Origin of the sequence: Lentilactobacillus parafarraginis DSM 18390 = JCM 14109 (assembly GCF_001435895.1) — a bacterium.
Taxonomy (GTDB): Bacteria; Bacillota; Bacilli; order Lactobacillales; family Lactobacillaceae; genus Lentilactobacillus; species Lentilactobacillus parafarraginis.
This window is the reverse complement of record NZ_AZFZ01000016.1, coordinates 1-26948: the sequence shown is the minus strand read 5'-3', so window position 1 is coordinate 26948 and position 26948 is coordinate 1. Positions and strand designations below refer to the sequence as shown.

Annotated in this window: 26 protein-coding genes and 1 pseudogene; 26 read left to right on the top strand and 1 reads right to left on the bottom strand. The window is 46.1% G+C overall.

Translation table 11 applies throughout. The features are described from left to right. Positions 1-4: 4 nt before the first annotated feature. The gene (locus FD47_RS05570) at positions 5-2332 is read left to right on the top strand and encodes a DNA translocase FtsK (RefSeq protein ID WP_054733748.1); all 2328 of its coding nucleotides are present in this window, start codon (positions 5-7) and stop codon (positions 2330-2332) included. Between the two features lie 69 nt (positions 2333-2401). Here the strand turns inward: FD47_RS05570 and FD47_RS15020 are convergent, their stop codons facing one another. Continuing rightward, positions 2402-2572 (bottom strand): DUF4044 domain-containing protein, encoded by a 171-nt coding sequence (locus FD47_RS15020; protein ID WP_318531411.1) that lies wholly within the window; start codon positions 2570-2572, stop codon positions 2402-2404. 46 nt (positions 2573-2618) lie between these two features. On the opposite strand from FD47_RS15020, the gene FD47_RS05565 reads away from it, so the two are divergent. The 25 genes and pseudogenes from FD47_RS05565 (at position 2619) to hisJ (ending at position 26860) form a co-directional block, all read left to right on the top strand. After that, positions 2619-3002 carry a DUF3397 family protein gene (locus FD47_RS05565; protein ID WP_054733750.1) on the top strand — a complete coding sequence of 128 codons (384 nt, stop codon included), beginning with the start codon at positions 2619-2621 and terminating at the stop codon, positions 3000-3002. Between the two features lie 368 nt (positions 3003-3370). After that, positions 3371-3796 carry a division/cell wall cluster transcriptional repressor MraZ gene (gene mraZ / locus FD47_RS05560; RefSeq protein WP_008210808.1) on the top strand — a complete coding sequence of 142 codons (426 nt, stop codon included), beginning with the start codon at positions 3371-3373 and terminating at the stop codon, positions 3794-3796. Positions 3797-3843: 47 nt separating this feature from the next. After that, on the top strand, positions 3844-4791 hold the full coding sequence (gene rsmH, locus FD47_RS05555; RefSeq protein ID WP_008210806.1) for a 16S rRNA (cytosine(1402)-N(4))-methyltransferase RsmH: 948 nt from the start codon (positions 3844-3846) through the stop codon (positions 4789-4791). 21 nt (positions 4792-4812) lie between these two features. Beyond that, entirely contained in the window at positions 4813-5193 is a 381-nt protein-coding gene (gene ftsL, locus FD47_RS05550; RefSeq protein WP_054733753.1) for a cell division protein FtsL, read from the top strand. After that, complete coding sequence (locus FD47_RS05545; RefSeq protein ID WP_054733755.1) at positions 5190-7349, top strand: penicillin-binding protein; 2160 nt, start codon at positions 5190-5192, stop codon at positions 7347-7349. The genes ftsL and FD47_RS05545 overlap by 4 nt, the downstream gene beginning before the upstream one ends. Positions 7350-7416: 67 nt before the next feature. After that, on the top strand, positions 7417-8376 hold the full coding sequence (gene mraY / locus FD47_RS05540) for a phospho-N-acetylmuramoyl-pentapeptide-transferase (RefSeq protein ID WP_056980178.1): 960 nt from the start codon (positions 7417-7419) through the stop codon (positions 8374-8376). A 133-nt stretch (positions 8377-8509) separates the two neighbouring features. Beyond that, positions 8510-9913 (top strand): annotated as a pseudogene (gene murD, locus FD47_RS05535) (UDP-N-acetylmuramoyl-L-alanine--D-glutamate ligase); the annotation flags it as partial. Further along, the gene (murG, locus tag FD47_RS05530) at positions 9910-11025 is read left to right on the top strand and encodes an undecaprenyldiphospho-muramoylpentapeptide beta-N-acetylglucosaminyltransferase (RefSeq protein ID WP_054733763.1); all 1116 of its coding nucleotides are present in this window, start codon (positions 9910-9912) and stop codon (positions 11023-11025) included. The pseudogene murD and the gene murG, both read left to right, overlap by 4 nt. Before the next feature lie 31 nt (positions 11026-11056). Further along, positions 11057-11902, top strand: a complete 846-nt coding sequence (locus FD47_RS05525) for a cell division protein FtsQ/DivIB (protein ID WP_054733766.1) — start codon at positions 11057-11059, stop codon at positions 11900-11902. A gap of 88 nt (positions 11903-11990) precedes the next feature. Further along, positions 11991-13295 carry a cell division protein FtsA gene (ftsA, locus tag FD47_RS05520; RefSeq protein WP_172634321.1) on the top strand — a complete coding sequence of 435 codons (1305 nt, stop codon included), beginning with the start codon at positions 11991-11993 and terminating at the stop codon, positions 13293-13295. 25 nt (positions 13296-13320) lie between these two features. Further along, the gene (ftsZ, locus tag FD47_RS05515; RefSeq protein ID WP_056980176.1) at positions 13321-14649 is read left to right on the top strand and encodes a cell division protein FtsZ; all 1329 of its coding nucleotides are present in this window, start codon (positions 13321-13323) and stop codon (positions 14647-14649) included. Positions 14650-14703: 54 nt separating this feature from the next. After that, on the top strand, positions 14704-15054 hold the full coding sequence (locus FD47_RS05510; RefSeq protein ID WP_008210791.1) for a cell division protein SepF: 351 nt from the start codon (positions 14704-14706) through the stop codon (positions 15052-15054). A gap of 49 nt (positions 15055-15103) precedes the next feature. After that, the gene (locus tag FD47_RS05505; RefSeq protein WP_008210790.1) at positions 15104-15367 is read left to right on the top strand and encodes a YggT family protein; all 264 of its coding nucleotides are present in this window, start codon (positions 15104-15106) and stop codon (positions 15365-15367) included. Positions 15368-15398: 31 nt separating this feature from the next. Next, complete coding sequence (locus FD47_RS05500; RefSeq protein WP_225352787.1) at positions 15399-16190, top strand: YlmH family RNA-binding protein; 792 nt, start codon at positions 15399-15401, stop codon at positions 16188-16190. 15 nt (positions 16191-16205) lie between these two features. Then, positions 16206-16883 carry a DivIVA domain-containing protein gene (locus tag FD47_RS05495; RefSeq protein WP_056980174.1) on the top strand — a complete coding sequence of 226 codons (678 nt, stop codon included), beginning with the start codon at positions 16206-16208 and terminating at the stop codon, positions 16881-16883. Positions 16884-17153: 270 nt separating this feature from the next. Beyond that, positions 17154-19961, top strand: a complete 2808-nt coding sequence (gene ileS, locus FD47_RS05490) for an isoleucine--tRNA ligase (RefSeq protein WP_056980172.1) — start codon at positions 17154-17156, stop codon at positions 19959-19961. A gap of 125 nt (positions 19962-20086) precedes the next feature. Further along, positions 20087-20293: a cold-shock protein gene (locus tag FD47_RS05485; RefSeq protein WP_008210785.1), complete on the top strand. Its 207-nt coding sequence runs from the start codon at positions 20087-20089 to the stop codon at positions 20291-20293. A 64-nt stretch (positions 20294-20357) separates the two neighbouring features. Next, a complete protein-coding gene (locus FD47_RS05480; RefSeq protein WP_054733772.1) occupies positions 20358-20900 on the top strand; it encodes an NUDIX domain-containing protein in 543 nt (180 codons plus the stop codon). A gap of 11 nt (positions 20901-20911) precedes the next feature. Further along, on the top strand, positions 20912-21205 hold the full coding sequence (locus FD47_RS05475; protein WP_008210782.1) for a hypothetical protein: 294 nt from the start codon (positions 20912-20914) through the stop codon (positions 21203-21205). 11 nt (positions 21206-21216) lie between these two features. Further along, entirely contained in the window at positions 21217-21918 is a 702-nt protein-coding gene (locus FD47_RS05470; protein ID WP_054733774.1) for a 5'-methylthioadenosine/adenosylhomocysteine nucleosidase, read from the top strand. A gap of 6 nt (positions 21919-21924) precedes the next feature. Further along, positions 21925-23088 (top strand): cysteine desulfurase family protein, encoded by a 1164-nt coding sequence (locus FD47_RS05465; RefSeq protein WP_054733777.1) that lies wholly within the window; start codon positions 21925-21927, stop codon positions 23086-23088. Continuing rightward, a complete protein-coding gene (locus tag FD47_RS05460; protein WP_054733781.1) occupies positions 23088-23432 on the top strand; it encodes a DUF1831 domain-containing protein in 345 nt (114 codons plus the stop codon). The genes FD47_RS05465 and FD47_RS05460 overlap by 1 nt, the downstream gene beginning before the upstream one ends. A 251-nt stretch (positions 23433-23683) precedes the next feature. Further along, positions 23684-24712, top strand: coding sequence for a branched-chain amino acid aminotransferase (locus FD47_RS05455; RefSeq protein WP_008210778.1), 1029 nt, complete (start codon positions 23684-23686; stop codon positions 24710-24712). A gap of 197 nt (positions 24713-24909) precedes the next feature. Beyond that, a complete protein-coding gene (locus FD47_RS05450; protein WP_054733783.1) occupies positions 24910-25950 on the top strand; it encodes a branched-chain amino acid aminotransferase in 1041 nt (346 codons plus the stop codon). 76 nt (positions 25951-26026) lie between these two features. Next, positions 26027-26860: a histidinol-phosphatase HisJ gene (gene hisJ, locus FD47_RS05445; RefSeq protein ID WP_054733788.1), complete on the top strand. Its 834-nt coding sequence runs from the start codon at positions 26027-26029 to the stop codon at positions 26858-26860. Positions 26861-26948 lie beyond the last annotated feature (88 nt).

Sequence of the window (26948 nt, the reverse complement as noted above, 5' to 3'; positions counted from 1 at the left end):
TAAAATGGCGGCAAAAAGGACTCGCAAACGGACAACTAAACGACGGCGACCTGCAAAGACCCAGAAGCAGACGACCTTCTTTTCGAAGTATGCCGTTAACATTTTGGGCTTCGTAACGGCCATTCTGGCGTTGCTTGGCCTTTTTCACGCTGGAATTGTTGGGGTTTTCATCATCAATGTCATCCGAATTCTTGTTGGGATTGGCTATCCAGTGGCGTTAATGGTGCTGATTGTCGCCGGATTCTGGCTAACTGGTTTTTCCAAGCTGCCTAAAATTAAACCAAGGTATTTGGTGGGAACGGGGCTTGTGATTGCCGGCATTTTGATCTTGATAACTTTGGTTGAGTATCTGCAAACCGCCCAACCGGTTGACTTTGTAGCCGTCAATTGGGGAAAATTGACGGATGATATTGCTTCTGCCAACGTGAATGCCAATATTGGCGGCGGCATTTTGGCAACCATCTGTTTTGATGTTTTACATATGCTGGTTGGCAAGATCGGCACCGGATTGGTGAGCGGTTTGCTCATGATTGCCGGTGGATTTGTTCTGTTCAACGTTTCATTTAGTAAGTTATTCACAGCCGTTCGTGACAGCCTGGTGGTTGTTAAAACCGGCTGGGCAAAAATGGCTGCAGCTTGGCAAAAACGAAAGGTTTCTCGGCAGACGAAGGGCCCCGTTTCAGATGATGATCGGGATCAGAAGCATCCGGGGGCATCGCAACCAGAAACTCACTCAGATCCCAAGTTCTCGACATCGGCCATTACGATTTCCGGCATGCCCGTGAAATCCGGTGATGAACCGGATAAAGGGTCTGATCAGTCAACGGGCTCGTTGGACACGAAGGTCCGTTCTGACAGTCATGCAGCCAAGAATGAGCAGGAATCCACCGTTGATTTGGTAAATGTTCAAGAGGATGATTCATATCAGCTGCCAGGCGTTGATTTGTTAACCCAGGTGACGCAAGATGATCAGTCGGGTGAATTAAAATCAATTGACCACAATGCCAAGGTTCTTCAGCAGACCCTGGATAGTTTCGGGGTAAAAGCTGAAATCAAGCATGTCAGCCTGGGCCCCTCAGTGACAAAGTATGAAATTCACCCTGATATTGGCGTGAAGGTGAGTCGAATTGTTAATTTAACTGACGATATTGCCCTCGCCTTGGCCGCTAAGGATATTCGAATTGAGGCGCCAATCCCAGGGAAATCGCTAGTTGGTATTGAGGTGCCTAACCGGAAAATTGCCACGGTTTCGTTTCGCGACGTGGTTGAGCACCAACCGGACCATACCGGCCATCTTCTTCAAGTCCCGCTTGGTAAAGACGTGAATGGGAATGTCATCACCGCTGATCTGACAAAGATGCCGCATTTATTAATTGCCGGATCGACTGGTAGTGGGAAGTCCGTGGCGATCAATGGGATTATTACCAGTATTTTACTGAATGCCAAGCCTAGTCAGGTAAAGCTGATGCTCATTGATCCTAAGAAAGTTGAACTAGGGGTTTATAATGGCATTCCCCACCTTTTGAGCCCGGTGGTTTCGGAGCCTAAGAAGGCGTCCAGAGCCCTTCAAAAGGTCGTCTCCGAGATGGAGAACCGCTATGAACTCTTTGCGAAGTACGGCCAACGGAAGATTAGTACGTTTAACGCGTTTGCCGCTAAGAACAATCAGGAAAAGGACGTTAAGATTCAGCCGATGCCCTACATCGTCGTGATTGTCGATGAATTGGCAGATTTAATGATGACCGTGTCCAACGACGTTGAAGCCGCAATTATTCGGCTGGCCCAGATGGGACGAGCTGCTGGGATTCACATGATCTTAGCAACCCAACGACCGTCCGTGGATGTCATTACGGGTTTAATTAAGGCCAACGTCCCATCGCGAATTGCGTTTGCGGTTTCCAGTGGCATTGATTCCCGAACGATTATTGACACCAATGGGGCCGAAAAGCTGTTGGGTCGTGGGGATATGCTTTTTCTACCAATTGATTCCAACACGCCGATTCGGGTGCAGGGCGCCTTCATCTCTGATAAGGACGTTTCCCGCGTGGTTAAATTTATTACGGATCAGCAGTCTGCTGACTACGATGAATCCATGATGGTCAGTGACGACGAAATTAAGCAGGAAGACGAAGAGGATTCTGAGGATGATTTATTTGATGACGCCCTCGAATTCGTGGTTAATGAACAAAAGGCCAGCACGTCACTGCTTCAACGACACTTTCGAATTGGCTACAACCGGGCTGCCCGGTTGATTGACGATTTACAAAATCGCGGTTATATTGGACCACAAAATGGCAGTAAGCCCCGGGAAGTGTTCAAAAAACCATCATAGTTCCAAACTGAGGGCAGAAAAAAAGACCGGCATGATTGCCGGCCGCTAGCCTCATGATGAACTGGGTGATTACTGTTGTTCCATGATCGTGATGACGGCGGATGCTAGTAACGAACCGACGGTGGCAATAATCATAATCCATACAAAGACTAAAGTAATTTTTTGAAATGTTGATCTCTTTTTACGCGCCAATATTTGCACCACTTTCTGATTATATTCAATTGTTAGTCTAACTTTCATTATCATGCATTGCAACACGTTTTGTCAAAAATTGGAGGTGAAAACGATGCCCATTCCATCGTGGGTGACCATGATAGCAACGGTTTTGCTGCAACTGGTGATTCTATTAATTGCCGCCGGGATTATTATTTTAATCCGTCAACATTTCCGCTTTTTTAAACGGCTTCATGTGGTGCCAGTTGATGTTTGGCCACCGTTTTTACTGACCTTTATCTACTGGTTGAGTCATCAGCAGGTCGGCGGCTCATTAATTCCACAAGTTGCCATTATTTGGCTGACTGCCGGACTGATTGCGCTGGTGTGGCAAATTTTTACGGATCCGAAGATGACCTATCGGCGCTACCTGGTGTTGTTTTGGCGGTTGAGTGATTTGCTCTTGGCCATTAGTTGGCTGGTCGTCGCGATATATATGGTTGTCGAATCATTTTAAAACATTAAATGAAATCCTTTAAAAACAGCCTCCGTTAGAAAACTGATCATTGTCAGTGCTAACGGGGGCGATTTTTTAAGGGATTTTTTTGGAAAAAAGGCAAAATTTCAGAGCTAGCCGTTTCAAAGGCTTAAATCGAAAAGGTTTGCCAGTCTGTGGTCACCACTTTTTCGTCATTTTGGGAGACCAGATAAGCCCCACGACTTCCCCACCAGGGATTAAATGCTTTAATGGCGGGGCTTGTGAACCATCGAGTGATCCCATTTGGGCGCTTATGACATTATTTTTACAAAAATCGGGGCGTTGTGGTTGGTAGTGGTGAATTGTGGTAAACTAGTCTCGTAAGCTGAAATTAGGGGGATGACGGTATGCTTTTGGGTGAATATCAACATAATATTGATACCAAGGGTCGAATCATTATTCCCGCTAAGTTTCGTCAGGATCTTGGAAGTAAGTTCGTTATTACACGAGGCATGGATGGCTGCTTATTCGGCTACCCGATGAGTGAGTGGAAAAAAGTCGAAGACAAGATCGATTCTCTTTCGGTCAATAAAAAGGACGTTCGGGCCTTCACCCGGTTTTTCTTCTCCGCTGCCGTTGAGTGTGAATTTGATAAACAGGGGCGAATTAACATCCCTGCTATTTTGAGAAACTACGCTTCAATTGAAAAAAAGTGCGTCGTGGTGGGGGTCTCCAACCGAATTGAAGTTTGGAGTGAGTCCGCTTGGACCGCCTTTACCAGCGATGCCGCAGAACATTTTGATGAAATCGCAGAAAACATCATCGATTTATAATTATTGAGTTATAATTATTTTAATACTAACTGAAAAGTGGTGATTTGATGTCTGGCTTTGGGCATGTAACCGTTTTACTGCATGAGGCGGTGAATGGTTTAGACGTTAATCCTGACGGTACATATGTTGATGCAACGCTGGGTGGTGGGGGACACACCGCAGAGATTTTGAAACAATTGAATAAGGGGCATTTGTATTCCTTCGATCAGGATGAAGAAGCAATTGACTATAATCAGCAGCACTTAAAGGCACCGATCAGTGCTGGGAAATTAACGCTGATTCATGATAACTTCCGTCACCTGAAGGCCGCATTGAATGACCAGGGCGTTAACAAACTAGATGGGGTTGTTTATGACCTCGGCGTTTCGTCTCCTCAATTTGACGAAGCCGACCGTGGCTTTTCCTACCGAATGGAAGCCCGCTTGGATATGCGAATGGATCAGAGCAACCCGCTTGATGCCTGGCAGGTCATTAATAAGTGGCCCTACGAGCAGCTTGTCCGGATCTTTTATCGCTACGGGGAAGAAAAGTTTGCCAAACCAATTGCGCGGCGGATTGAAAAGACCCGCGAGCAGCACCCCATTGATACGACAACTGATCTAGTTGAAGTCATCAAGGAGGGAATTCCCGCGGCCGCCAGAAGGCACGGCGGTCATCCGGCTAAGAAGGTCTTCCAAGCAGTTCGCATCGCGGTTAACGATGAACTGACGGCCTTGGAAGATTCATTGGAGCAGGCCCTTGATTTGTTAGATGTCGGTGGCCGAATCAGTGTCATCACCTTTCAATCGCTTGAAGATCGGCTGGTCAAGACAATGTTTAAAGAGCGGGCATCACTGCCCGAACTGCCACCAAATCTGCCGGTAATTCCTGAAGGGATGAAACCGAAATTCAAGTTAGTCACGCGAAAGCCAATCACGCCAAATACCGATGAATTGACGGAGAATCATCGAGCTCACAGCGCCAAACTACGAATTATTCAACGAATTAAAATCTAGAGGAAAGAAGCATACATAAGGATGGCACAAAATAATTTAGCGAGAAACCTGACTTCTCAAGAGGAACCGCAGATTAACGTTTCGGCACCTGAGCGCGCCATAAATCCGGGGACGGTTGCCAAGCCGCATCTGAAATTAAACTCTTTTGAAAAATTACTGATTGTGTGTGGAAGTGCAGTGCTAACTGTGCTAATGTTATTAGTTGTATCTTCCAAGATAGCGTTGTCTGACTCTCAACACCAATTACAGCATTTGGATAGCCAAATTACGAGGGTGAACAGCAACAATACAAACCTGCAGCAGCAGGTCGGGGAACTGCAAAGCAGCAGTCGGCTGCAAAAGATTGCCAAGGAAAATGGAATGTCACTTTCCAATGGAAATATAAGGAATGTTACTAAATGAAAGAACCATCCAATCGTTCTGATAATAACTTAAAGGCACGACAGAATCGAAAGCTCGTTGGAATTTCACTGCTTTTGATTTTTTTCGTTGTCTTTTTTGTCTTATCGTTGCGGCTAATGGTGATTGCGGTGGGCAAGAATGTCAAACACGTTAATCTCAATGAGCGGGCCGAAAAGTTATACAACCAGACGCGGACCCTCAAAGCCAAACGGGGAACGATTTATGACGCCCACGGCAATCCGATTGCCGAGGATACCAGTACATATTCGATTTACGCGGTTTTGGACAAAAACCAGCGGGGGCTGGATGACAAACCGATGTACGTCAAGGATAAGGCAAGAACGGCCCGCGTCTTAGCGAAGTATCTGCCAATCACCGAAAAGAAGGCTTTAAACACGCTGTCTCCGAAGCACGGGAGTCCTTTTCAGGTTGAATTTGGCAGTGCCGGCGTGAATATTTCTCTAATTACTAAGGAGAAAATTGAAAAACAGCACCTACCAGGAATTAACTTTATTCAGCAGCAGGCCCGTCTATACCCCAACGGCATGTTTTCTTCAAATCTGATTGGGGTGGCCACCTCTCAAAATAATAAGAAAACCGGATTGGCCAACCTGGTCGGTCAAATGGGGATCGAAAAGGCCTTTAATAAAGAATTAGCGGGACGAAACGGGTTTCGAAATGCGGATTATGACGTCTATGGGTACAAGATTCCCGACAAAAAGCAACGTGAGCGAAAGGTCAAGAACGGCGATAATATCTACACAACCATCGACTCGCGGATTCAAACCTTACTCGAGAGTGAAATGTCATCCGTTCAGTCCCAAGTCCACCCAGCTTCAATGAACGCAATCTTGATGGATGCCAAGACCGGCAAAATTGTGGCCCAGTCCCAGCGACCGAGTTTTAACGCTTCGACTTTAAGCGGAATTGGCAAGGCTTGGACAAATAACTTAACCTCAGATATGTTCGAACCCGGTTCCACCATGAAAATTTTCACGTTGTCAGCGTCAATTGATTCAGGTAACTATCACGGCACTGATACGTACGAGTCTGGTCGTTATTCTATTGATGGCAAGATTGTGCCTGATTGGGATACCGCCGGGTGGGGATACATTACCTATAACAAGGGGTTTGCACTTTCCAGTAACGTTGCGATGGCCCATCTTGAACAGCAAATGGGTCCTAAAACCTGGCATAAATACATTAAGCGATTTGGCTTTTTGAAGTCGACACATTCGGGATTACCGAATGAATTGACTGGCCAGCTGCAGTTTAAATATCCGATTGAGCAAGCTGACACCGCCTTTGGTCAGGGGATTGAAATCACCCCAATTCAGATGATGCAGGGATTGACGGCGGTTTCCAACAATGGCAAGATGATGAAGCCCTACTTCATTTCCAAGATTACCGATCCCAACACTGGGAAAACGGTTAAGAAGTATCAGCCAACTCAGGTCGGTCACCCAATCAGTGCGGCAACCGCAAAAAAAGTCCGTCAGCATATGCAGGACGTTGTCTATAAGTCCTATGGAATTGGTGGGGATTATAAGATCAAAGGTTACCGGGTTGCCGCTAAGACCGGGACGGCTCAAGTTAGTAACGGTTATGGGGGGTATGCATCAGGCGACGACAGCTATCTATATTCCGTTGCCGGGATGGTACCCGCCAATAATCCACGTTATGTGATGTATATCACCATGAAGCAACCGAAGTTGACCGGCACGAAGACTGCCACTCAGCTGATGGCTGAAATCTTTAAACCGGTGATTGTCAGGGCATTGCAGAACTCCAATACAAAGCAGGCCACCGTGCATGTTTCAATGCCATCGGTTGCGTACCAAACAACGACCGAAGCAAAACGGGCGCTAAACGAAAAGGATTTAGATGTTGTGACAATTGGTAGCGGCAGTACGGTGCTTAAGCAGTCCGTGACGGCCGGCCAAAAGGTTGCCGAGCACTCCCGGGTTTTCATTCTGACCAGTGATGGTTGGAAGATGCCACGAATAATTGGCTGGTCGAAAAAAGATGTCCAGGCATTTTGTTCGCTGACGGGAATGAAGCTGCAATCAACTGGTTCGGGATACGCTGATACCCAGAGCGTCAGTGCATCAACGGCTATTAAGAAGGGCCAAGTTCTCAAAGTTAATTTTGAATAGTTCCAACGATTTCGTTAAGTTCAGGAATCGTTTAAATTAAGATGGTTAAGGATGGTTAGTAAAGATAATGGTAAACTGGTTAGTTGGAACGGTTGTGGCGTTTGCGATAACAGCATTACTGATGCCCAGCCTGATTAAGTATTTCAGAAGTAAGCATGAAGGCCAAATGATTCGCGAAGAGGGGCCTTCATGGCACGAAAAAAAATCCGGGACCCCCACAATGGGTGGTATCCTGTTTATTATTGCCATTGTGATTGCTGATCTTGGGGTAGCGGGGGTTAGCGGTGGCGTTACCGCCACCCTGTTGATCCTGCTCTTCGTTTTGGTTGCCTATGGACTGTTAGGGATGTGGGATGACAGCATTAAGCTGTTTCGCCGCCAGAATGAAGGCCTCAAGGCATGGCAGAAGTTTTTGGGGCAGATTGTCGCTGCCGTTGTGTTTTCGGCGGTTTACATTCATGAAGGGTTACCGATGGCGATCAAGATGCCATTTTCAACAGATTGGCACATCGGTTATTGGTACATCTTGTTCATCGTTTTTTGGCTGGTTGGATTTTCAAATGCGGTCAATCTAACGGATGGCTTGGATGGTCTAGTTGCTGGGTTGGCAGCAATTTCGTTTGCCGCATATGGCATTATTGCGGCTGTTCAGCATCAAGCAGACGTCGCCCTGTTCTGCTTTACCGTCGTTGGCGGCTTACTGGCATTCTTTATTTTCAACCATAAGCCTGCTAAGATCTTTATGGGCGATATGGGGTCGTTGGCCCTTGGCGGCGCCCTTGCCTGTGTGTCGATTTTGGTCCAACACGAGTTTTCATTGCTCATCATTGGGATCATCTATGTCGGCGAAACACTGAGCGTCATGATTCAGGTGGCTTCGTTTAAGACGACTGGTAAACGGGTCTTTAAAATGACCCCAATTCACCACCATTTTGAAATGTCGGGTTGGTCGGAATGGAAGATTGACACGGTATTTTGGAGTATTGGGCTTGTTGGGGCCCTCGTCAGTTTGATGACGATTATTTAAAAGGCTGGGGTAGGGCGATGGCTTCTACCACCGGCCTGTTTGGCTACATAGTCACGTTCAAGTGCAAATTAAGGACAATGAAAATCTGGACGGTCTGGAATGGTAGGTTGATTTTAAAACCGTCTCAAGGAAGCAAAAGGGGATATTATCCATTATGAAAATGATTGACGATTATAAAGGCAAGCGGGTGCTGGTTCTCGGTGCTGGAAAAAGCGGCACCCATGCCGCGGAATTGCTCCAGACACTGGGAGCTTCCGTGACTTTGAATGATTCTAAACCCAGCGATCAGCTGCCAGAAGTTGCTGAACTGGAAGATCGCGGCATCCATACGGTTACGGGTAAACAGACCGCAGATATTTTGGATCAGGGATTTGATTTAATGGTCAAAAATCCAGGAATTCCCTACGATAATGCGGTGGTCGCCCGCGCCGTCAATGATCACTTGCCGATTATCACAGAAGTAGAATTGGCTGCTCAGATTACGGATGCCCAAATTGTGGGGGTTACAGGCAGTAACGGGAAAACAACGACCGTCACCATGATTACCAAAATTTTAAATCAGGAACGCCAAAAGGGGCATGCTTACGCCGCCGGAAACATTGGTATTTCAGCGACTGAAACGGCGATGAAAGCCACGGCTGATGACACAATTGTCATGGAGCTTTCGAGTTTCATGCTGTTGGGCATTAAGAAGCTTCACCCCCACGTCGCGGTTTTAACCAACATTTTTTCAAATCATTTGGACTACCATAAAACGCGCGAGAACTACGTCAACGCCAAGATGCGGATTACCATGAATCAAACGGCTGACGACTTTTTTGTGGTTAACTTTGATGCGGATGAGTGGCGCCAGCTCAGCAAACGGTCATTAGCAACCGTGGTGCCATTTGCCAGAACCGCCGATATTAATCGCGGCGCCTATGAAAAGAACGGTAAGCTTTACTATAACGACGAATTTATTATGAACGCCAATGATATCAAGGTGCCGGGGCAGCAGAACGTTGAAAATGCTCTGGCTGCGATTGCTGCTGCCAAGATTTTGGGAAAATCCAATCTGGCAATTACCAATGTCTTGGAAACCTTCACGGGAGTCCGCCACCGGCTGCAGTTTGTATTGGAAAGTGACGATCGGCGGTTCTACAACGACTCAAAGGCCACCGATATTGAAGCAACTCAAACCGCGCTGGAAGGCTTTGACCAACCAGTGGTCCTGCTTGCCGGTGGATTAGATCGCGGCTATACTTTCGACAAACTGATTCCCCAGTTTAAAGATCACGTGAAAGCCGCCGTTTTGTTTGGCGAAACCGCCGATCTTTTAGAGGATTCGCTGCAAAAGGCCGGCGTTGAGCAGATCACCAAGGTTAAGAACATTGACGAAGCCGTTCCGGTCGCTTATCACGACAGCGCTGAAGGCGACGTCATCTTGTTATCACCGGCAAACGCCAGCTGGGATCAATTTAAGACGTTTGAAGAACGCGGTGATGAATTTATTAAGGATGTTGAGAAGTTGACGCATAAACAGGAGGCGCACGAATGAGGCTGATTATTTCTGGCGGCGGCACAGGCGGCCACATTTACCCAGCGCTGGCAATTATTGAGGATTTAATGAAACAGGAGCCCAATTCCGAAGTGTTATACGTTGGCTCTCACCGGGGGTTGGAAAGTACCATCGTCCCCAAACAGGGCATTAAGTTTACCGCCCTTCGAATCCAGGGCTTTCGCCGATCGTTGTCCCTGGAAAACTTTAAGACGCTGGCACTCTTCTTCAAGAGTGTTCACGAATCCAAAAAGATTGTGAAGCAATTTAAACCCGACGTTGTTATCGGGACCGGGGGATACGTTTCCGGAGCGGTGGTCTATGCCGCGGCGAAGGCCCACATTCCAACGATTATTCATGAACAAAATAGCGCGGTCGGGCTCACAAACAAGTTTTTGAGTCACTATGTTGATAAAATTGCGATTGGTTTTCATGAGGCCAAGGACCAGTTTCCGGCTGAAAAAGTCATTTTTGCCGGTAATCCGCGGGCTCAGCAGGTTGCTCATATGCACAGTGATTTTCAATGGTCATCAATTGGGCTTAAGGATGATCAGCCAACTGTTTTGATTTTTGGCGGCAGTCAAGGGGCGCCGGCAATTAACAACGCCGTTATTGCGGCGATTAGTGAATTTAACCGCCGTCAATACCAGGTGGTCTTCGTGACCGGCCAGAAGCGCTACGCCGGCGTTATGGCTCAGCTGGAAAAAACAAACGTTAACGATAACATCAAGATTTTGCCATATATTGATAATATGCCGCAGGTGTTGCCAAAGGTTTCCTTAATTGTGGGCCGTTCAGGCGCAACCAGCATTGCTGAAATTACCGCGTTGGGAATTCCATCCGTGTTGATTCCAAGTCCATACGTGACGGCTGATCATCAGACTAAGAATACGATGAGTTTGGTTACTCGCGGCGCGGCATTGATGATCAAAGAACCGGCCTTAAATGCTAAAAGTTTGTTAAAGGCTGTTGATCAATTAATGCACGATCCGGCAGAACGTGAGAAAATGTCTGAAAATTCAAAAGATCTTGGCGTTACCAATTCAGCTGATCAAATTTTGGATATTGCCCGCTCGTTAATTCATAAATCGGCCAACCGAAATTCGAAATAGGATCAATTACTGACTGGGGAGGTAATGACTTTTGGGCAAAAAAGGTGATCAAAAGGGGCATCTCACACCGTGGCAGCGGGCCGCACAACAGACTCATAAGCAAGAGGCTGAGCCCTCGCAACCTAAGCGTCATTTGTTAGCGGACTTTCAGATTCAGAATTTACAGCGAATGTGGCCGTTGTTGGTGGGGTTGGTCGTTATCATTGGCGTGATGATCTTCTTTGTCTCTCCGATCAGTAAAGTTCAAAAGGTGACGATCAGTGGCAACGAGATTGTCAGTGTTAAGGAGATTAAACATTTCTCGCCGGTTAAGAAGGGGACCCCATTGCTGTCGGTGTGGGGGAAGCGAAAATCGCTTGCCGCCTCGTTGAAAAAACGAAGCCAGCGAATGGCATCCGTTAAGATGACGTTGCCCAGCTTCAATACCGTTCACATTCAGGTTGAGGAGTATCCGACAATTGGGTATTTGTACCGTGATCGGGGATACCAGCCAATTCTTAAAAGTGGTGTGATTATTAAAAACAAGGTGCTGAATCCACGAGATGGGTTTCCGATTTTGCGAAAGTTTCAAAATCCGGCTAAGCTTCGGCGAACGATTCGGCAGTACCGCCGGATTGATCCGCCAGTTCGGGCAGCCATTAATACTATTAGCTACTCGCCGGTTAAAAGTAATCAAGATCGGGTATTCATTCAGATGAATGACGGCAATCGCGTGTATGCGTCAATTAGCAGTTTTGGTGACAAGATGGATTACTATCCAAGTATCAACGCAAAGCTCAAAACCAAAAGTGTGATTAATTTGGAAGTCGGGGCTTATTCATATCCAATTACTAAAAGTCCATCAAAATCGACGGTTAAAAGTAAGACTAGTTATTAGCGTCAATTAATCTTTTTCCGGCGTTATCATTGTGTTAAACTTATGTTATGTTTAGAAAATATTCTAGATGTGGAGGTTCCTTACATATATGGATAATTCGGGTTTATATGTGGGACTTGATATAGGAACTACCTCAATAAAGGTCATTGTTGCAGAAAAAGTTAAAGGGCAACTAAATGTTATTGGTGTGGGGAATGCGCCTTCAAACGGTTTGAGTCGCGGTGTGATCGTCGATATTGATCAGGCTGCCGAAGCCATTAAAAGTGCAGTAAATCAAGCTCAAGAAAAAGCAAGTATTGAAATTAAAGACGTTGTTGTCAGTGTCCCGGCAAACATGTTAAGAATCGAAGACTGTAATGGTTTAATTACCTTGGATGATCAGTCCCGAGAAATAACTGATGAGGATGTCCAAAATGTTGCGGCATCCGCTTTGGGCACGAGTTTACCTCAAGAGCGTGAAGTCATTGATATCCAGCCGGAAGAGTTTATCGTTGATGGCTTTGACGATATCAAAGATCCAAGGGGGATGGTGGGTGTTCGCCTAGAAATGCGTGGCAAACTCATCACAGGTTCCAAGAGCATTATGCATAATTTAAAGAAGGCCGTTGAGAAGGCCGGGTTAACCATTATTTCAACCGTGTTGACACCGCTTGCTGAGGGTCACGAAATGTTAGATGACGGTCATCAAGACTTTGGAACAATTATTATCGATTTGGGTGGTGGCCAAACAACTGCATCGGTCATTCACGATCACGAATTAAAGTATGCGACGACTGATCCAGAGGGCGGCGAGTACATCACCAAGGACATTTCGATTGTGTTAAATACATCAATGGAAAATGCTGAAAAAATCAAACGGGATTATGGCTATGCTGATTCACTTCAAGCATCTGCTGATAACGAATTTCCAGTCGATATCGTTGGTCAAGCGGAGCCTAAATACATTGATGAACGTTATCTTGCGGAAATCATTGAGGCCCGGTTGAGTCAAATATTTGACCGGATTAAGAACCACCTTGACCAAATTCGCGCCTTGGAATTACCGGGCGGAATTGTTTTAACCGGTGGGGTTGCCGCACTTCCAGGAATTGCCGAATTAGCTGCTGATCAGTTCAATGTTAACGTCAGTGTCTATATTCCTGATCAAATGGGGTTGCGACACCCATCGTTTACAGCTGGGCTGTCACTGGTATCTTACTTCTCCGATTTATCGGATGTCGATATGATTGTTCGCTCGGCTGTTGGTGCCACATCAACCAAGATCTCCAAGCTAACAAATGCTCAAAATAATCAAGTCCCTGTGTCGAGTAAATCTGAAAAGCAAAAACCAAAAACTCAAAAGAAAAAACGCGGCGAAGGAATTAAGAGCTTCTTTAGCGATTTCTTTGATTAGCACTTAAACGGAGGTAAATACAATTATGGAATATTCACTTGATTCCACCGAAAACCACGGTGCAGTGATTAAGGTTATCGGCGTCGGCGGCGGTGGTAGTAACGCTGTCAACACGATGATTAGTTCAGATGTAAAGGGTGTTGAGTTTATCGTAGCCAACACCGATGTCCAAGCACTTTCAACTTCAAAAGCAGAAACTAAGATTCAGCTTGGCCCGAAATTAACTCGCGGCTTAGGGGCTGGGTCGAACCCTGAAATTGGCGCTAAGGCCGCCGAAGAAAGCGAACAGGAATTGTCAGAGGCCCTTGAAGGCGCTGACATGGTTTTTGTTACCGCCGGAATGGGTGGCGGTACCGGTAACGGGGCTGCGCCAATTGTGGCTAAAATCGCCAAGGACCAGGGAGCGTTGACTGTTGGGGTTGTCACCCGACCATTTACGTTTGAAGGCCCTAAGCGCAGCAAATACGCCGATGAAGGGGTTAACCAGTTAAAGGACAACGTTGACACATTGATTGTCATCGCTAATAACCGCTTGTTAGACATGATTGACAAGAAGACCCCGATGATGGACGCCTTCAAGGAAGCTGATAACGTGCTTCGTCAAGGGGTTCAAGGAATTTCGGATTTGATTACCAGTCCTGGATACGTGAACTTGGACTTTGCCGACGTGAAGACGACCATGCAGGATCAAGGCTCCGCATTGATGGGTGTCGGGGTTGCCAACGGCGAAGATCGCACGAAGAAAGCCACAGAAAAGGCAATTTCGTCACCATTGCTCGAGGTATCCATTGACGGTGCTGAACAAGTATTGTTAAACATTACCGGTGGCCCAGACCTGTCCTTGTTTGAAGCCCAAGCTGCGTCAGACATCGTTGCCCAAGCCGCAACCAGTGATGTGAACATCATTTTCGGAACATCAATTGACGATTCGCTTGGCGATGAAGTTCGGGTCACGGTTATCGCAACCGGGATTGACAAAAAAGCTGAAGAACAGGGACGATTGGCGAGTCGGCGGACCCGAACCGCAAGACCTTCAGCTCGCCCAACTACTAGTGCGCACCCCCGGTCAGTCGATCGCGGTAATCAACGTTCAGATAATAATCAGCAACGGACGACGGCAACCAATAATGGCGAAAATGGCGATCCGTTGGGAAACTGGGATATTCGCAAGCCGGCATCGTCAGCGCGGCCCGCAGTCCCTCAAAATGATGAATTCAGCGACGTCGAAAAAAAAGACTTTGATCCGTTCCAACCAGATGTTAGTGCGGATGATGACGCTGGCAAGTCCAGCAGTGATGACTCACAGAATGATATTCCACCATTCTTTAAGCATCGGCGGCGGAACAAGAAGTAATGACTCACTTTAGCGGATCTGCCCGAGAATGGTGAAATTCGAAAGGAAGCAAATATGTCTCAAAAGTTCAATTTTGCCAACTTTTTTGGAATGGAATCAGACAAACCAACGAATGAGGATGGAAAACCATTGGATAATATTGTGCCTTTGACGCGAAAAGACTTAGTCAGTGATAATAATATTGTCGTCTTCGAACCGATTAACTATACGGATGTTGATACCATTGCTCAGAAATTGCTTGAGGACAGTGCTGTGATTATTAAGCTCGATAAGCTTGATATTAAATCGGCTGAACGAATGGTTGATTTCTTAAACGGTGTTTTATTCGCGATTCATGGTACAATTAACAGGCTCGATAAAAATATATTTATTTGTTCACCTAAGAATTTTAAAGTTTCTAAGTAGTTTCGATTTAATAATCACAGATAGGAGTTTTTATTTGGCATCTGTAATCGTGTTTATAGTTTGGCTGTTAAACAAGCTCATTAGTATCTACATGCTCGCAATTGTGATTTACGCGTTGATGAGTTGGTTCCCAAACGCATACGGGACTGCCTTTGGCCGCTTTTTGGGTCGGATTGTTGAACCGTTCGAAAGCCTGTTCAACTTTGCCTCTGTCGGGATGATTAGTTTCGCTCCCGTCGTGGCATTGATTGTACTGGGACTTGTCCAGGGCGGTATCTCATATTTAGGGCAGTTGCTGTTATATGGGTTTTAATGAGCAGAACGTCTAAAGTGGGGTAAACATTTTGGTAGATTCAACAATTTCTCAGCATTTTCGTCCAGACGAAGTGCCATTTTTGGAGTCTATTGATAATTTAAGTGGTCAGGTCGAAAATGAATATCGACCGATTCTAACGGGTTTTTTGAATCCGCGTCAATTATTCATTTTGGAATCGATCATTAATCGCCATGACGGCATTCGATTTTCGACCTTCGGCGGGTATGAGGGAGCCGAGCTCAAACGGGCAATTGTCTATCCCGAGTATTTCACGCCAAAGAACGAGGATTTTCGTATTACGTCATTTGTGATTGATTACCCAAGCAAATTTGCGACCTTGTCACACGGGCAAGTATTGGGATCAATTATGGGCGCTGGGATTGAAAGAGACGTGATTGGTGATATTATCACCGATGGGCTTTCTTGGCAGTTCCTTTGTCAAAGTGAGATGGCTGATTACATTAAGGCGCAGGTTGATAAGGTTGGCAAGATCAAGGTCAAACTTGAAGTCATTCAAAGCGATCAGTTGGTGACGCCAGTTGATGAGAGTGAAGAGGTTTCAACGACAATTTCATCATTACGGGTTGATGCGTTGGTTAGTGAGGGATTTCACATCTCCCGTCACCATGCCAAGGAGTTGATTGACGGCGGTGAAGTTCGGATTAATTGGGGTGAAACCCAGCGTCCGGACCTTGAAGTATCAATGCACGATATCGTGTCGGTGAGGGGATATGGCAGAATTGTGATCCGTGAAATTGACGGCATTACAAAAAAAGGAAAGATTCGACTTGTAGTCCGTGTCTACAATCGGAACAAATAGGAGGATTGGTTCATCATGGTATTAAGTCCACAGGACATTCATAACAAAGAATTTTCGACGAAGTTAAGAGGGTACAATATCGATGAGGTCAATGACTTTCTTGACCAAATCATCAAAGATTATCAAATTATTTTGGAAGAAAATAAAGATTTACGCTCTCAATTGAGTGAATCAAAGGATAAGCTTTCTTACTTCAATGACTTAAAGGATTCGTTGAACCAATCGATCTTAGTTGCTCAGGAAGCTGCTGACAAGGTTAAGAATAACTCGAAGAAGGAAGCCGAAATCACAAATCGTGAGGCCCAGAAAAAGGCTGATGATATTGTGAAGACTGCCAGTGATAAGTCGACACAAATCTTGGAAGCGGCTTCCAAACGGGCTAAAAAGTTAGCCATTGAAACGGATGATCTTAAGAAGAATACCCGGGTATTTCGTCAGCGGCTTCAAGTCATGCTTGAAAGTCAGCTTGAAGTAATCAAAGGGTCTGACTGGGATCATTTGGTTGAAGATGGGCCCACAACCACCTATGAAGATATTGAAAAGGTCGTGGGGGATCTTGACAAGGCAATAAATTCCGATGTAGAATCAGGAAACAAACAGGGTAGTGATGAGTCAGCCGATAATGGATCGTCCAATAATGACGATCTTCAAACGGTTGTCATTTATCCCGATGATCAAAAAAATAATAACTAAATCGATTAGAGACCAGAAAGTCAGTTGGTTGAAACATCAGCGAGCTAATGTTAGTGGAAGGTTAGCAGTCACCAATCAATTGACAGATCACCTCTAGTACATATCGATTATGAAAATGAAGATAGAATTTTAAATTCTAAAATTGGGTGGTACCGCGAAGATTTCGTCCCTTGGGCGAAGTCTTTTTTTGTTTTCATGAATTCATGGCAGTCTTTTGATCGTTGGGTAATCACTATTCTATTAAATTATCAGGAGAAAGGGAGTCAAATAATGCGGGTTAAGGACACATTAAACTTAGGCAAAACAAAGTTTAAAATGCGTGGCAATCTTCCGGTTAAAGAAGTCGAACGGCAAAAGGCTTGGGAAGAGAATCGCGTTTACGAACAACGGCAAAAATTAAACGAGGGCAAACCGACCTTTGTGCTTCACGATGGGCCACCATATGCCAATGGGGACATTCATATGGGCCACGCGTTGAACAAGATTTCTAAGGACATCATTGTGCGATACAAATCGATGACCGGCTATCGGGCACCCTACGTTCCCGGATGGGATACGCATGGATTGCCAATCGAACAAAAGCTGACTCAGGCCGGTTACGACCGTAAGAAGATGTCAACCAATGATTTTCGCAAGCTTTGTCAAGAATATGCGATGAAGCAGGTTCAGCGACAAATGACCGAGTTTAAACGACTGGGTGTCGCTGGCGATTGGGATCATCCTTATCTGACGCTGCAGCATCAATTTGAAGCCGCTGAAGTTCGGGTATTTGGGGCGTTCGCAAAGCGCGGCCTGATTTACAAAGGTAAGAAGCCCGTTTACTGGTCATGGTCTTCCGAATCAGCCTTAGCTGAGGCCGAAGTTGAGTATCATGACGTGACATCACCAACTGCCTTTTACGGTGAAAAGGTTATCGATGGCAAGGGCGTCTTTGATGATCAAAATACTTACATGGTTGTCTGGACAACGACGCCGTGGACGATTCCAGCTTCTGAAGGAATCACTGTGGATGCCGGGTTTGACTATGCGGTTATCCAGCCGGAAGACGACGACCGTCAGTTTGTCGTTGCCAGTGAGCTCGTCAGCAAGGTCAGCGAACTGGTTGGCTGGAAGAACGTCAAGGTTGTCAAGACCGTTAAGGGTGCTGACATGGAAGGCGTTCTGGCTGAGCATCCATTTGATCATAATCGTAAACTTCTGACGATGCTTGGAGATTTCGTTGATCTCGAAGAAGGAACCGGACTTGTCCATACGGCTCCTGGATATGGGGAAGACGACTACAATGTTGGTCGGAAATACGGGCTCGATATTTTCGCTCCCGTTGATAATAAAGGTTATTTAACCAAGGAAGCCGGTCCTGATTTTGCCGGGGTCTTCTATGATGACGCCAACAAGATTGCTTTGGATAAGCTAAAAGCGGCTGGATTGCTCCTGCATTACATGCCATTGAAGCATAGCTATCCATTTGACTGGCGAACCAAAAAGCCGATTATTTTCCGAGCAACCCCCCAGTGGTTTGCTTCGGTTGATAAGATTAAAGATGACATCTTAAACGCGATTGAGGACGTTAAATTTTACCCTGGATGGGGAAAAGTGCGGCTCGCAAACATGATTAAGAACCGGGGCGACTGGGTCATTTCTCGTCAACGGGTTTGGGGCGTGCCGCTTCCAATCTTCTATGGCGAAGATGGCGAGGCAATTATTACTCAGGAAACCATTAACCACGTGGCTGATCTGTTTGATAAGTACGGCTCGGATGTCTGGTTTGAGCGTGAAGCAAACGATTTGTTGCCTGATGGATTCAAGAGTGAGCATTCACCAAACGGCAAGTTTACCAAGGAAGACGATATCATGGATGTCTGGTTTGACTCCGGTTCGTCTCACCAGGGCGTCCTTGCTGATCGACCAGAACTCACCTACCCGGCGGACATGTATCTTGAAGGATCCGACCAGTATCGTGGCTGGTTTAACTCCAGCTTGATTACCAGCGTGGCGGTTTCGAATAAGGCACCATACAAGTCAATTCTTTCTCAAGGATTTACCCTGGATGGTAATGGCCATAAGATGAGCAAGTCTTTGGGGAATACGATTGCCCCGATTGAAGTGATTAAAAAGATGGGGGCTGAAATTGTGCGCCTCTGGGTCACTTCAGTTGATACATCTGCGGATGTGCGGGTAAGTATGGATAACTTCGCCAAAATTTCTGATTCTTATAAGAAGATTCGCAACACAATGCGGTTCCTACTTGCAAACACAACTGATTTTGATCCCCAAACCAATTCAGTTTCATTTGATGAAATGGACAGTCAGGATCAATATATGACGGTTCTTCTGAACAAATTCCTCAAAGAGGCTCGGGATGCCTACGAAAACTATGACTTCCTAACCCTTTACAAGAAGTTGCTGGGATTTGTTACCAGTGATCTTTCCGCATTCTATTTGGATATGGCTAAGGACATTGTCTACATTGACCGTGCCGATGGCCATGCCCGCCGTTCCATGCAGACGGTCATGTATAATGTCGTGACGACGCTAACCAAGCTGATGACGCCTGTTTTGCCGCATACGGCCGAAGAAATTTGGGAATTTCTCAAGGAACCCGAAGATTACGTTCAGTTGAGTGACATTCCAGAACCTAAGCATTTTGACAACGATGCTGCCATTCTGAGCAAGTGGGCCAAATTTATGACCTACCGGGACGACGTTCTTAAAGTTTTGGAAGAGGCTCGGGATGCCAAACAAATTGGGAAGTCTTCTGAAGCAGCGTTAACCACCTATGCCACTTCTGAAGTTAAGGATCTTCTGGACTCACTTAACGTTGATTTGAAGACGGTCCTGTTGGTATCACAATTGGACTTCAAGACGTTTAACGATGCTCCGGATAGCAGTACCAAGTTTGACAGTCACGGTCTCGCCTTGCTGGTCCAACCCGCTGAAGGGAAGACCTGTGAACGATGCCGGTTAGTTAAAACTGACGTTGGGGCCGATTCTGATTACCCAACATTTTGTCAGTCATGTGCCGAAATTGTCCGCAGTGAATTTCCAGAAACTGCGACTGCCGGTTTCGACGCCAAGTAATGAGAATCTGTTAACATTCACTAAAAGCATTTCAAAATGGCTCATAAACCGTTACAATAAAGAGGTTGACCCCGGCACATGGCCGGTCAGCCTCTTTTTGTTTGGATTAATTAGGAGGAAACAGAATGCTATACGGAACAATTAAAACGTACAATGCTAAAAACGGGTTTGGCTTCATCGACCAAGATGAGGGTGACACGTTATTCTTCTTTAAAAATGCGTTTCATGAAGAAGATTATCGCCGCATTCAACCAGGCGCCAAGGTTTCTTTCGTCGTCGTTGAGGGGCAAAAAGGTCCCCAGGCTGCCAAGGGGCAGATTGTTGACGACTAGGCGATTAATTGCAATTGATCGCGTTTATTTGTAAAATAATATTAACGCAAAGAAGGGTGATTCCGTGGATTTTGAGGAACACGTGATTGGATCAGAAACGATTTATGATGGCGCCATTATTAATGTTGAAAAGCAAACCGTCAGATTGCCGGATGGCCAAACGTCATTTCGAGAAATCGTTCATCATTCCGGGGCAATTGGCGTCTTGGCGCTCACCCGGGATAATAAAATCATTTTAGAAAAACAGTGGCGGGCACCGGCAAAGGCCACAACGATTGAGATACCTGCCGGAAAGTTGGACAGTCGGGATTCCAACTTCGAGCATGCGGTCATTCGCGAATTGAATGAGGAAATTCGCTATCAACCGGCCCACGTTGAGGAACTGTTTGGATTTTATTCATCAGTTGGCTTTTCAGACGAGTATATGAAATTGTATCTGGCCACTGATCTTGAGCCGGTCACTAGCGAACTTCCCCGTGATAAGGGCGAATTTCTTCAGATTATTGAAAAAACTTTACCGCAAGCGGTGGCGATGATTGCCAGCGGCGAGATTAAGGATGCTAAGACGATTATGGCCATTCAACACTGGCAATTAATGCAAAAGTAGGTGAGAAGCCCTTGGCAACTGATCACAATGACCATCAAGATTCAAAACCACTTACAAGGGAACAGTATCGCAAACAGCAGCAGCAACAAGAATTAGATTTTAAGCAACGGGATAAACGGCGTGTCGAGGTTGAACGGCAGTACGCCAGAACGCATCAACAACCGGACGATAACGAAACGATGGTCGATCCCAATAATTTTAAAACGGAACGGTGGCGGCGAACAAATCGGCGATTAAACTGGACAATTGGTGTCTTGATTGGCCTCATGTTGATCACCTATTTAGTTTTGTTCTTCATCAATTAAGGAGAAATGATATGACTTATGGCGTAATTTGTGCGATGGCCGAAGAATTAGCGATTTTAAAGCAGGCGTTGAGTGATGAAACTACCAGAGTTTTTGGCCAGATGACATTTTTCAGTGGTCAAATTCATGGTCAGTCAGTCGTGCTTGTTCAATCAGGCATCGGTAAGGTTCAGGCTGGCATCACAACGGCAACGCTGATTAATGAATTTCACGTGGACGCGGTGATTAATTCTGGATCCGCCGGTGGAATTGGTGAAGGATTGGCGGTTGGCGATCTTGTGATTTCAACCGAGACGGCCTATCACGATGTCGACGTGACCGCCTCAAATTATCAAATTGGCCAATTACCAGGATTTCCAGCCCGCTTTCCTGCGGCAACTGAATTGGAAGACGCCATTGCGACTGCTGCCAAGGACAGCGGGGTTCCCGTTCACTTTGGTCTGATTGTCTCGGGCGATCAATTCATTGCCGACTCGGCAAAGATTGCTGAAATTAAACAACATTTTCCAGACGCGCTCTGCTCTGAAATGGAAGGCGCGGCGGTTGGTCAAGTCGCTTACCAGAACCACATCCCTTACGTGGTCATCCGGGCGATGTCGGACGTTGGCGATGAAAACGCTGAAGTTAGTTTTGATCAGTTTATTATTACGGCGGGCAAAAAGTCCGGCCAAATGTTGATTGACCTATTTAAGAACAACGCATCAAGGAAGTGATCTTACTTGGAAGAGATATATTTAGATAACGCGGCGACAACCCGCGTTTCAGACGAGGTTTACGCCGAGTTGATGGACAAGTATAAGAACGTTTACGGCAACGCCTCAACCTTATATGGATTGGGACGGCAGGCCAAGCAAGTAATGGAAGGTGCCCGTGACGTAATCGCCAAGTCCATTAACGCTGATCCCGAAGAAATTGTCTTCACCAGCGGCGGTTCGGAAAGTGACAATACTGCGGTTATGCAGACGGCATTTGCCCGTCAATCACTCGGCAAACACATTATTACCACTGCCATTGAACATGAAGCCATTTTAAAGCCGATGCACGCCCTGGAGAAACTTGGCTTTAAGGTGACTTACCTCCCGGTTGACCAAAACGGCAATATCTCCTTAGATGACTTTAAAGCCGCTTTGGACGACCAAACGATCTTGGTATCGATCATGACCGGTAACAATGAGGTTGGTTCCGTGATGCCGATCCATGAAATTGGTGAAATCTTGAAGGATCATCAGGCTTGGTTCCACACGGATGCTGTTCAGGCTTACGGTTTATTGGATATCGATGTTCAGCGTGATCATATTGACATGCTGTCAACGTCGGCCCATAAAATTAACGGTCCGAAAATGATCGGTTTTCTCTATCGGCGAACGGGAATTAATTTTCCTAGTTTGATTAAGGGCGGCGATCAGGAAACTAAACGCCGGGCTGGAACGGAGAACGTTCCGGCGATTGCGGGCTTTGCAAAGGCAGTTGAAACCATCACTTCCGAAGAGAAGGCCCGCCGCCAGCAAAAGTATCTGAAGTTTAAGCACTACATTGCCGATAAGTTAACCGAAAACGGGATCGATTTTGCGGTCAACGGTCAAATATCCCCGGATAATCTCAATCACGTGTTTAACATCTGGTTGAAGGGCATTTCGACCTATGTGATGCAGACAAATTTGGATTTGGCAGGAATTGCCGTTTCCGGCGGTTCGGCATGTACGGCTGGCAGCATTGAGCCTTCCCACGTGCTGGTAGCAATGTATGGGGCTGACAGTCCGCGGATTAGCGAGTCAATTCGAATTAGCTTTGGTCGGTACAATACTACTGCCGACTTGGATAAATTAGTTGCGGCGATCACTAAGACGGTTGCCCGACTTAAGCATAGGGAGGTGGAACACTAATGGCATTCTCAACTAAGGCGACGATTCTTGGTGATCCGCATAGTTACCAGATTCATCCAGAGATTAAGAAGTACACTTTAAAGGACTTGGGCTTTACAGAAACCAAGGCCGGGAATTATTCTCTGGAGCGGTCGTTGGATCCCAATTCTCCCTATGGGGCTGGTTACAAATTCAAAATGATGGTTTCAAAGGACCTGGATGGCTTTCGAATGTCGGTGACGACCGGAAACGGGTTGAAGAAAATGGATATTTTCAAGTCACCCGACACCCAAGAAAGTGTTGAACAGTATCAATTTTTAATTAATAACCTGATTAATCGCGAAGTTTTAAAGCGAGTGGATTAGTTTTTACTAAGAGAATGAGGGTCGGCGCGACTAGATGTGGCGCCGGCCTTTTTGTTTTGGGCAATCTCATCTGGGCGCCGATTGTAATTTACTTGTTGACAGCGGTTTTTAAAAGGGCTAAATTAGATATTAATTAAGATATCATGATAAACGAGCAAGAAGGATTTGTTCGTTTTATCAAGCGTCACCATACTTAGACGGCTCGTTTACCTATGTACCTTAATATTTAATATGAGGAGGTTGCTTATAAAATGGCAAAACAAGACGTTAAGGACCTGGATTGGTCTAATTTAGGATTTACATATCGGGATTTACCATATTCCTACAACGAAGAATTCAAGGATGGCAAGTGGCAAAATGGTGGGTTGACGACTAAGTCAACGCTCACATTCTCCGAAGCTGCCGAAGAATTACATTATGGTCAGGAAGTTTTCGAAGGGATGAAGGCTTATCGGCGTAAGGACGGCGGCATCAATTTGTTCCGGCCTGACATGAATGCCAAGCGGTTAAATAATTCTGCTGAACGATTGGTGATGCAGACCTATCCTGAGGATAAATTTGTCGAAGCCGTTAAAGCGGTTGTCAAGGCTAACCAAGAATTCGTTCCCCCATATGGTTCCGGCGGTTCACTGTATATTCGGCCATTCATGGTTGGAACCGAACCAGTTGTTGGTGTGACGGCATCAAGTACATACACCTTCCACATTTACGCCACCCCAGTTGGGGCTTACATTAAAGGCTTAAAGCCAATGCCTTACGTTGTCAGTGAATATGACCGGGCTGCTCATGCTGGAACCGGTCAGGCAAAGACTGCCGGTAATTATGCTGCCAGCCTCTTAGCTGGTAAGAAAGCGCATGACGCCGGCTATGCTGGTGAACTTTACTTGGATCCCCGTGAGCACAAGTACATTGATGAATTCAGCGGGGCTAACTTCTTCGGGATTGGTAAGGATGGTAAATTTTACACCCCAAAGTCAGAATCAATCTTACCTTCCATCACAAAGAAGTCGATGTTAACCATCGCTAAGGATCTTGGATTAGATCCAACTGAGACCCACATTGATATTAACGATCTTGATCAATTTACCGAGGCTGGTGCCATGGGAACCGCCGCCGTTGTTTCACCCGTTGGTTCATTAACCTATAAGGGTAACAAGCACGTCTTCTTCAGTGAAACCAAGCCGGGTCCCGTTACACAGAAACTTTATGATACGTTATTCGGCATTCAAGAGGGTGACGTTGAAGATAAGTATGGCTGGGTTGTCCCGGTTGAACTTTAATGATTCATGAATACGTTTGAAAGAATCGCTTCCACCTATTTAGTGGGGCGATTCTTTCTTTGTACACCATTTAGCCGCTTTCAGGTCGAAAAGATTAATTGACATCGCTTCTTGAAACTATTAAACTATGAGAAATTGGTTAGACCACGAGCAACCGTTTTTTCATTAATTGACAGTTTTTCAGGAGGATGATACTTATGGCTAAAGCACAACCAGCTTCAGAAATTGATTTTAACAACTTAGGGTTCGACTATATGGACCTGCCGTATCGTTTTATTGCCCACTATACCAATGGTCAGTGGGATGCTGGCGAACTGAGTGAGGACAGCACACTACATATTTCAGAGGGGTCCACGTCACTTCACTATGGTCAAGCCGATTTTGAGGGGCTTAAGGCTTACCGCACCAAGGATGGCAGTATCAACCTGTTCCGTCCGGACATGAACGCCAAACGAATGCATAACAGCTGTGAACGGCTGTTGATGCCCGCATTTCCAGAAGACCAGTTCATTGCGGCCGTTAAACAAGTTGTTGCCGCCAATGCGGACTATGTCCCGCCATACGGCACTGGCGCAACGTTATACCTGCGCCCCTTAATGATTGGGATTGGTGGTAACATTGGGGTTCATCCAGCGTCCGAATACATTTTTACAATCTTTGCCCAGCCGGTTGGAGCCTACTATAAGGGTGGCCTTAAGCCAACGAATTTCACCACCTCTTACTATGATCGTGCAGCGCCACACGGTACCGGTCAAAGTAAGGTTGGCGGTAACTATGGCGGCAGCTTGCTTCCCGGTGATGAGGCCCATAAAGCCGGATTCTCCGACGTGATCTATTTAGATCCGGCAACCCATACTAAAATTGAAGAGGCTGGGTCCGCTAACTTCTTCGGTATCACGAAGGATCACGAGTTTGTGACTCCCAAATCGCCATCGATTTTACCAAGTATCACGAAGTATTCCGCCCTTTGGATTGCGGAACATCGCTTGGGACTGAAGGCCATTGAAGGTGACATTTTCATCAATGACCTGGATCGATTTGAAGAAGCAGGAGCCATGGGAACGGCCGCCGTCATTTCACCAATTGGCGGCATTGAGTACAAAGGGGACCTTCACGTCTTTTACAGTGAGACCGAAGTTGCCCCGCTTACCCGAAAGTTATACGATGAACTCACCGGGATTCAATTTGGGGATGTCGAAGCACCGGAAGGCTGGATTCAAAAGGTGCCAGTTAAATAACCGAACAAAAAAGTCGGAACTCACCGGCTTTTTATTGTGGTCGGATAATAAATAATTTGAAAGGAGTGGTGGATTGATGCGCAAACGAGAAGGCCATTCACATACGGAGTTTTGCCCCCATGGCAGTGGTGACGATGTGGAATTGATGATTCAGAAAGCCATTAAGCTGGGATTTCAGGAATACAGTATTACCGAACATGCTCCGTTACCCCCGGCGTTTAAAACGATGTATGCCGGTCAGCCAACCGGGTTAACCGAGGCGTCGATGGCGATGGGGGATCTGGAGGCATACTTTGCCAAGGCAAACCGGATGAAGGCCAAATATGCTCAGCAAATTCACATTCATATTGGCTTTGAAGTCGACTTCATCCCCGATTTTGCGGATTGGACGCGGGCATTTCTTGACGAGTATGGTCCTAAAACCGATGACGGGATTTTGTCCGTGCACTTTATGAAGGGGCGAAACGGCAAGTATTGGTGCGTCGATGATACGCCGGAAGACTTTGCGACTGGGCTGTTGGAACCGGCCGGGGATTCCCAAACAATCTTTGCCCAGTATTTTAAGGCAGTAAAACAGTCGGTGACAACCGATCTGGGCCAGTATGGGCCCCAACGAATTGGTCACATGACGCTGGTTCGAAAATTTCAGGATCATTTTTCACTTGATCCGGATTATTCCCAACAAAATCAGCAGCTGATTCAAGAAATTCTGAAGGCCGTTGCCGATTCTCATAAGCAGTTGGACTTTAACGCGGCGGGCTTGTACAAGCAGGACTGTAACGAACCGTATCCAAACTTTCCGATTGCCACTACCGCCAAAAAGCTGGGGATTCCGCTGATTTATGGAAGTGATGCCCATAGCATCGCCGAGATTGGTCATGGCTACCACGCCCTGGCACCGTTTCTTTAAATCATTTGATCCAAACGGCTTGACATTTTTACAAGCCGTGGTATGATTTCTTATAAACCTCGATTTAAAATTGAAGTGCAACACCTGC